A 7023-nucleotide genomic window follows, 5' to 3' on the forward strand; every position below is an offset into this window, starting at 1 on the left:
GTGGCTGGCGGCTGCGCCGCGGACGCAACGGCGGCTAACTCGCGGCCGGGCCGCTACCGCCGCTGCGCGGCGGGACCCTCCTCGGGTCGTGCGGGGCTGGCAGTGCGGTCATGGCGGACTTGGAGTTTGTGGGTGTGGTTGGGAATACGGTCGGCACGGACGTGGTGGTGCCGGGCAGTCAGCGCAGGGAAAGGTCGCGTATCACATGACATAGTTCGCGACCCTCCGCTGCTTCGTACCAGCGCAGATGTCCGAGAAGCCAGTCGTGGTAAGCGATTTCGGCGTTGCGTGGGTCGTGGGCGACGGTGAGGAAGTAGTCGATCTCGGAGAGTTCGTAGCCGATGTGGATCAGTGGGAGCAGGTCGGGAAGCAGGTTCTGCTCGGCGATCGAGGGTGATCGCACGGATCGATACCCCTGGATCAGCGCGGTGATCTGGTCCTCGCGAATATTCGCGGGACCGCCGTCGCGCAGCGAAACCCAGTCGACCGCAGTGCGTTCGATGGCGGTGGCGAGGTCGAACACAGCGGTCGTGCGGTCGGCTAGCCCGAAATCGAGCACCGAGGTCACCTCGTGGTCTTCCCACAGCAGGTTGGTCCCGTGCCAGTCCCCATGCGTCCACATCGGAGCGACGCCGGTGAGGTCGACAGACTGCCCGGGAACCTCAGCGCGCCAGTCCCTTTCACCGAGGAACCGGGCGACCGAGGGACGGCGGGCGATGTGCCATTCGAACGCGGAGATCACGTCGTCGTGCATGGTCGCGATCAGTGGGCGGGCCGGGCGAGCCGGTGCGTCGAAACCTGCTGCGGCGCGGTGTAATCGGGCCAGCATCGCGCCCGCGGCTTGCGCGTCGTCGGCGTCGCGATAAGGCGACCAGGAGAAGTCGGCGCGGTAGCGGTCGTACCCGGAGCCGACACGATGGACCTCGTAGATGAACCCGTCCGAGCCACCGTCGCCCATGGCGGCTCGGACTTCGGGCACCGGAATCCCGCGCTCGCGCAGATGCGCCATGAACCGGTGCTCCTCGGCCAGCGCCACGCCATCGCGCAATCGCATCGGCATTCGCTTCACGACGAGCCGCTCGCCATCGTCCAACCGCACACCCACCGTCGACGACAGCGGCCGCGCACCACGCCATTCGATCGCGCAGAGCGCCGACTCACTCCACGTCGCGCCGACAGCGCGAGCGATCTCGTCCTCGGTCAGCGCGGGCCATGTCGGTTCGGCCAACGGGTCATCACCCATCCCGAACACCTGCGCGTCAGCCACCGCAACGCCCGCCCACGCTGCACGGCCCACACCCCGCATCGGTCCAGCGGTCGGCCTGATCGGCGAATCCGAAGGTGCGCGGTGGTTCGGTGCCGAGCAGCAGCGGCACTTCTTGCCCGGTGCGCGGCTGCGTCGAGTCAGTGGTCATGGCGTCACTCATGCTATTGCCGGGGGCCCGGTTTCCGGCGATCCCCTAAACTCCCCTCGTGAGCTTGCCCTCCCCCACTGCAGACAATCGTGCCGTCGTCACCGGCGCGTCCTCCGGCATCGGCACCGCGCTGGCCGCCGAACTGGCCGGGCGCGGCTATTCGCTGATCCTGGTCGCGCGCCGCGGTGAGATCCTCACCGAACTGGCCCAGCGGCTGACCCTGGCCCATGGCATCACCGCCGAGGTCCGCGCGGTCGACCTGGCCGATCGCACGCAGCGGGCCGGCCTCGTCGACGAGCTCGCGGTCCGCGATATCGCTGTTCTCTGCAACAACGCGGGTGTCGCGACCTTCGGCCCGGTCGCCGAACTCGACTTCGCCTACGAGCGCATGCAGATGGAGCTCAACGCCACCGCCGTGCACGACCTGACCCTGGCCGTGCTGCCCGGCATGATCGAGCGCACAGCGGGCGGGATCCTGATCAGCGGTTCGGCCGCGGGCAATATGCCGATCCCGAACAACGCGACCTACGCGGCGTCGAAGGCATTCGCGAACACCTTCTCGGAGTCGCTGCGCGGTGAGCTCAAGGGCAGCGGCGTGAACGTCACCCTGCTGGCCCCCGGCCCGGTGCGCACCGAAATCCCCGCCCCCGAGGATCAGTCGATCGTCGACAAGATGGTCCCTGACTTCCTCTGGGTGTCCTCCGAATACACCGCCAAGGTCTCCATCGACGCGCTGGCCCGCAACAAGATGCGCATCGTCCCCGGCCTCATCAGCAAGGGCATGAGCGTGGCGGGTAACTACGGCCCCCGCGCGTTGACCGCCCCGGTCGCGGGCGCGTTCTACAAGAAGCTCGGCAGCTGAGCGCCGCCTGACGGGTTGGCCTGTCAGCAACCCGTCAGGAAGGCCCCGCTGGTGGTCAAGGACCCGTAAACACCGAGTTCAGCGGTCCGGAAACGGCGTATTTCTTGAGTCGGCCCCGCCATTCCGAACGCGGGGAGCGTCCCCAGGAGACCACCGTGACGTTGCTCGACATCTTCCCGTCGTTGCGTGCGACCACCGTGCCGCGGCTCGATCCCGCGGTCTGGCCGGCCGATACCCACTACGACCCCGACGGCCGGATCACCCTCGGCGCGGTGGCGCTCGCCGATATCGCCGATCAGTTCGGCACCCCCGTCCAGGTGGTCGACGAAGCCGAGGTGCGCGAGCGCTGCCGCGCCTACCGCAAGCACTTCCCCGAGGCCGAGATCGTGTACGCGGGAACCGCGCTGATGGTCGGCGCGGTGGCGCGCTGGGTCGCCGACGAGGGTCTGTCGGTGCAGGTGGGCTCCAGCGGTGAGTTATCGGTCGCGCTCGCCGCGGGCATCGATCCGCGCCGGATCGTGTTGCACGGCAACGGCAAAACTCTCGACGAACTGAAGTCCGCCGTGCGCGCCGGTGTCGGCCGCATCGTGGTCGGCTCGCTCACCGAGATCACGCTGCTCACTGCCTTGGCGACCCAACCGCAGCAGGTGCTGCTCCGGGTCGCCACCGGGATCGACGTTCCCGGTGGTGACCAGTTCGGCTTCCCGCTCGGCAGTCGTTCGTTCGAGACCGCTGTCGCCCGGATCGCGGGTAGGTGCAATCTGCAGCTCGTCGGCTTGCACTGCCACCTCGGCCCGCAGATCCACAACCCCGACCACTACGGCGAGGCGATCCGCCGGATGATCGGTGAGATGTCCTGGATCGACCACGAATACGGCCTGCTGCTGTCCCACCTCGATATCGGCGGCGGGCACGCGGTGGCCTATCGCAGCGGCGACGCGGAACTGAACCTGCACGACCTCGCCGACATCCTCGATGACGCATTGGATGCCGGCTGCGCGCGGCACCGTTTCCCCCGTCCCGTGCTCACGATGGAACCAGGACGGGCGATCGTCGCCAGGGCGGGTGTCACCCTGTATCGGGTGCTGGCCGTCACCGAGACCACCGACGGCGGCACCCGGGTGATCGTCGACGGCGGTGGCTGCGGTCGAAGTGGCGGACACAGCGGCGCGGTGGTCGTCAATCGGCATCCGACCGGCGCGCAGCTGAGGGCGTCCATCGCGGGAAAGCACAGCGAATCCGGGCAGCTCATCGCCACCGACGTGCGCCTGCCTGCCGATCTGCGGCCGGGCGAGATACTCGCCGTGCCCTGCACCGGCGCCTACCATCACGGGCTGGCCTCGACCTACAGCACCGTCGGCAGGCCGCCGATCGTCGCCGTCGCCGCCGGCCGCGCCACCCAGCTGTTGCGCCGCGAGACAACCGCCGATCTGCTGATGCGCGAAATTCTGGAATAAGCCGGGTTACCGCCGCCACCGGTCTGGTGGCGGCACCCATCGCGCGCCTAGTATCAGATGGGTCGGGGAAAATCAACCAACTCGACCGACGGTGCGTTGAGTCCGGTGACGAGCGCGCCGGAAGAGGTAGCCATGAAGACCAACAGAACACGCGAGGTCGGCCTGCGCCGACTGCTCATGAGCTTGGCGGTGGCCGGTATGGCGGTCACCTTTCCGATCACAGTGGCGGCGCCCGTGACCGCCCTGCCCGCAGCCGCGCCAGACCAGGTACAGACCAACCGCCCACGGTGCGACGACCGGCACTACCGGGACTACGACTACTGCGACCGCGACCGCGGGCATCGCTGTGACAACGACTGGTACGGCCGCAACCACTGGAACGACCGTGACTGGGACCGCTGCGACCGCGGCCGCGGCGGAAACAACTGGTTCCCCTGGGGCTGGTTCGGCAGCAGCTGACGCGAACCGACCTCCCGCTAGCGCCGCCGGGTGCCGAAGATGCTGCGACTGATCTCGCGACCGGCGGCACTCGCCGCTGATCGCAGGAAGCTCTTCACCGCCGGGTTCTTCATCATCCGCTCGGCCGCCGAGTCCTCGTCCTGCGGTGCCTGCGATCGGCCGGGCGCCTGCGGGGCCTCGGGCGCTGGATCGGCGGCGGCCACGCTGGCCAGCAGCATCTCGTAGGCCGATTCCCGGTCGATGCTCTGCCCGTATTTGCCCTGCAGCGCGCTCGACAGCGCCTTGGACTTGATCGCGTCCTCGCCGATGGTGTCCATCAGCGAGCGCGGTGGCGCGATCTTGGTCCAGGCGACGGGCGTCGGTGCGCCGGTTTCGGAGAGGACGGTGACGATCGCCTCGCCGGTGCCGAGCGAGGTCAGTGCCTCTTCCAGGTCGTACACCGACGACTTCGGGTACGTCCGCACCGTCTTGGACAGCGCCTTCTGATCGTCGGGGGTGAAGGCGCGCAAGGCGTGCTGGACGCGGGCGCCGAGCTGGGAGAGCACCGGGTTGGGGATGTCGGTGGGCAACTGGGTGCAGAAGAACACGCCGACGCCCTTGGACCGGATCAGCTTCACCGTCTGCTCGACCTGCTGCAGAAACGCCTTGGACGCCTCGGCGAACAGCAGGTGCGCCTCGTCGAAGATGAACACCAGCTTGGGCTTGTCGACGTCACCCACCTCGGGCAACGTCTGGAACAGATCGGCCAGCACCCACATCAAGAACGTCGAGAACAGCGCGGGCCGCGCCGCCTGCTGACCGAGCTCGAACAGCGTGATCACGCCGAGCCCGCCCGCGGTGCGCAGCAGATCGGCCGGGTCGAGTTCGGGTTCGCCGAAGAAGGTATCGCCACCTTCGGCTTCCAGATTCACCAGTGACCGCAGGATCACCCCCGCTGTCTGCGAGGACACACCACCGATGCCCTTGAGGTCTTCCTTGCCTTCGGGGCTGGTCAGGTGGGTGATAACCGCGCGCAGGTCCTTCAGATCCAATAGGGCCAGGCCTCGCTGATCTGCCCAGTGGAAGATCAGGCCGAGCGTCGATTCCTGGGTGTCGTTGAGGCCGAGCACCTTGCTGAGCAGGATCGGGCCGAACGAGGTGATCGTCGCCCGGATCGGCACCCCGATGCCGCCGGTGCCGAGCGAGACGAACTCGGTGGGAAACGCGCCAGGCGCCCAGTCGGTCGCACCGGTCTCCGCCGCGCGCGCCCGGATCTTCTCGGTGTCGGCGCCCGGCTCGCTCAGGCCCGACAGATCACCCTTGACGTCGGCCATCACCACGGGAACGCCCGCGCGGGAAAGATGTTCGGCGATGCCCTGCAAGGTCTTGGTCTTGCCGGTGCCCGTCGCGCCGGCGACGAGTCCGTGCCGGTTCATCATCCGCAGCGGAATACGCACGCGCGCAGCGGGATCGGCTACTCCGTCGACCATCACCGTGCCGAGTTCCAGCGCAGGACCGCTGAAGGCGTAGCCCGCGGCGATCTCCGCGACCGCGCCTGCGGATTTCGGATCGCCGGATGCCGGTGGCTTCGTGGCGGATTCGCTACCGTCCGCCGTGGTGGCTGGTTCCTCGCTCGCCGCCTGGGCTTCCCGCTCGGCGGCCTCCGCGGCGGCCATGGCCTCGGCGGCAACCCGGGCCGCGTCTTCGGCCGCCTTGCGTGCCGCTGCCGCCTTCTCCTGTGGGGTGGTCATTCGCGCGTCCTCCGTCTGCTCACTGGCACGTACGCAAGAAATGCTCGAAACATCTGCGGGGAATTCCAGGCAAACTGTATCCGGGCCGGTCACCTGGGCGGCGAACATCCACGGATGTCGGGCGGCAAACCCCGCCCGCCTCGCCCGCGCGACACACCTGCCGACCAGGTTGCCGGACCCACCGTTAGGGTGACTCCCGTGTCAGACAAACTCCTGGTCTGGATGGATTGCGAAATGACGGGGCTCCGTCTCGACAGCGACAAGCTGATCGAGATCGCCGCGCTCGTAACCGACAGCGACCTCAACATTCTCGGTGACGGTGTCGACATCGTCATCCACGCCGACGACGCCGCCCTGGCCTGCATGCCACCGGTCGTCGCCACCATGCACGCGAAATCCGGTCTGACCGAAGAGGTTCGGCGTTCCACCGTCACCCTCGAGCAGGCCCAGCAGCAGGTACTCGACTACATCCGCGAGTACGCGCCCACCGCGCGCACGGTGCCGCTGTGCGGTAACTCCATCGGCACCGATCGCGGCTTCATCGCCCGCGACATGCCCGAACTCGACGCGCACCTGCACTACCGGATGGTCGACGTGAGCTCGATCAAGGAACTGTGCCGCCGCTGGTACCCGCGCATCTACTTCGGTCAGCCGGAGAAGGGCCTGGCCCACCGCGCGCTGGCCGACATCAAGGAATCCATCCGCGAACTCGAGTACTACCGTCGCACCGCGTTCGTACCGCTGCCCGGACCCTCCACCACCGAGATCGCGGCCGCCGCGCAGGAAGCCACCGAGGCCGTGGATGTCACCGGTTCGAGCCATCTACCAGCGGATTAGGGGTTGACACTACACACACGCTAATATCGACGGCGCCGGTGATTCACCGGTGATGGTGACCGTAGTTCAGTTGGTAGAGCACCAGGTTGTGATCCTGGATGTCGCGGGTTCGAGTCCCGTCGGTCACCCCGAAGAGAAGGCCCGGTCCCCAGGACCGGGCCGTCTCGCGTTGTTCAAGCAAGTGAAAAACCCCCCCCCCCCATCGTCGATTTGTTTTGTGCATAAACGACCTGCGGAACCATATACGGGGGAACGGTCTACTG

7 protein-coding genes and 1 tRNA gene are annotated in these 7023 nt (G+C 67.7%); 5 read left to right on the forward strand and 3 right to left on the reverse strand.

Annotation, left to right across the window (positions count from 1 at the left end):
- Positions 1-178: 178 nt before the first annotated feature.
- Both ACFXKN_RS33270 and ACFXKN_RS33275 read right to left on the reverse strand, forming a co-directional pair.
- Positions 179-1243, reverse strand: coding sequence for a phosphotransferase enzyme family protein (locus tag ACFXKN_RS33270; protein ID WP_378963498.1), 1065 nt, complete (start codon positions 1241-1243; stop codon positions 179-181).
- Positions 1244-1259: 16 nt separating this feature from the next.
- Positions 1260-1415: a hypothetical protein gene (locus tag ACFXKN_RS33275; RefSeq protein WP_378963497.1), complete on the reverse strand. Its 156-nt coding sequence runs from the start codon at positions 1413-1415 to the stop codon at positions 1260-1262.
- Positions 1416-1473: 58 nt separating this feature from the next.
- Here ACFXKN_RS33275 and cmrA point away from each other — a divergent pair, with 58 nt between their 5' ends.
- From cmrA to ACFXKN_RS33290, 3 genes are all read left to right on the forward strand, one after another.
- A complete protein-coding gene (gene cmrA, locus ACFXKN_RS33280; protein WP_378963496.1) occupies positions 1474-2277 on the forward strand; it encodes a mycolate reductase in 804 nt (267 codons plus the stop codon).
- A gap of 155 nt (positions 2278-2432) precedes the next feature.
- Positions 2433-3734, forward strand: coding sequence for a diaminopimelate decarboxylase family protein (locus tag ACFXKN_RS33285; protein WP_378963495.1), 1302 nt, complete (start codon positions 2433-2435; stop codon positions 3732-3734).
- A 132-nt stretch (positions 3735-3866) separates the two neighbouring features.
- Positions 3867-4193 (forward strand): hypothetical protein, encoded by a 327-nt coding sequence (locus ACFXKN_RS33290; RefSeq protein WP_378963493.1) that lies wholly within the window; start codon positions 3867-3869, stop codon positions 4191-4193.
- 17 nt (positions 4194-4210) lie between these two features.
- Here ACFXKN_RS33290 and ACFXKN_RS33295 read toward each other — a convergent pair whose 3' ends face one another.
- The gene (locus ACFXKN_RS33295; RefSeq protein WP_378963491.1) at positions 4211-5923 is read right to left on the reverse strand and encodes a helicase HerA-like domain-containing protein; all 1713 of its coding nucleotides are present in this window, start codon (positions 5921-5923) and stop codon (positions 4211-4213) included.
- Positions 5924-6121: 198 nt separating this feature from the next.
- Between ACFXKN_RS33295 and orn the strand changes: the two genes are divergently transcribed.
- Positions 6122-6760 (forward strand): oligoribonuclease, encoded by a 639-nt coding sequence (orn, locus tag ACFXKN_RS33300; RefSeq protein WP_266298291.1) that lies wholly within the window; start codon positions 6122-6124, stop codon positions 6758-6760.
- Positions 6761-6815: 55 nt separating this feature from the next.
- A tRNA-His gene (locus ACFXKN_RS33305) sits at positions 6816-6888 on the forward strand.
- Positions 6889-7023 lie beyond the last annotated feature (135 nt).

It is taken from the genome of Nocardia sp. NPDC059195 (assembly GCF_042754695.1).
Classification (GTDB): domain Bacteria; phylum Actinomycetota; class Actinomycetes; order Mycobacteriales; family Mycobacteriaceae; genus Nocardia.

What these genes read in the sequence shown, in the direction of transcription:
- ACFXKN_RS33295 (WP_378963491.1), bottom strand. Translation starts at nt 5,923, where the DNA reads ATGACCACCCCACAGGAGAAGGCGGCAGCGGCACGCAAGGCGGCCGAA.
- ACFXKN_RS33290 (WP_378963493.1), top strand. Translation starts at nt 3,867, where the DNA reads ATGAAGACCAACAGAACACGCGAGGTCGGCCTGCGCCGACTGCTCATG.
- ACFXKN_RS33270 (WP_378963498.1), bottom strand. Translation starts at nt 1,243, where the DNA reads ATGGGTGATGACCCGTTGGCCGAACCGACATGGCCCGCGCTGACCGAG.
- ACFXKN_RS33275 (WP_378963497.1), bottom strand. Translation starts at nt 1,415, where the DNA reads ATGACCACTGACTCGACGCAGCCGCGCACCGGGCAAGAAGTGCCGCTG.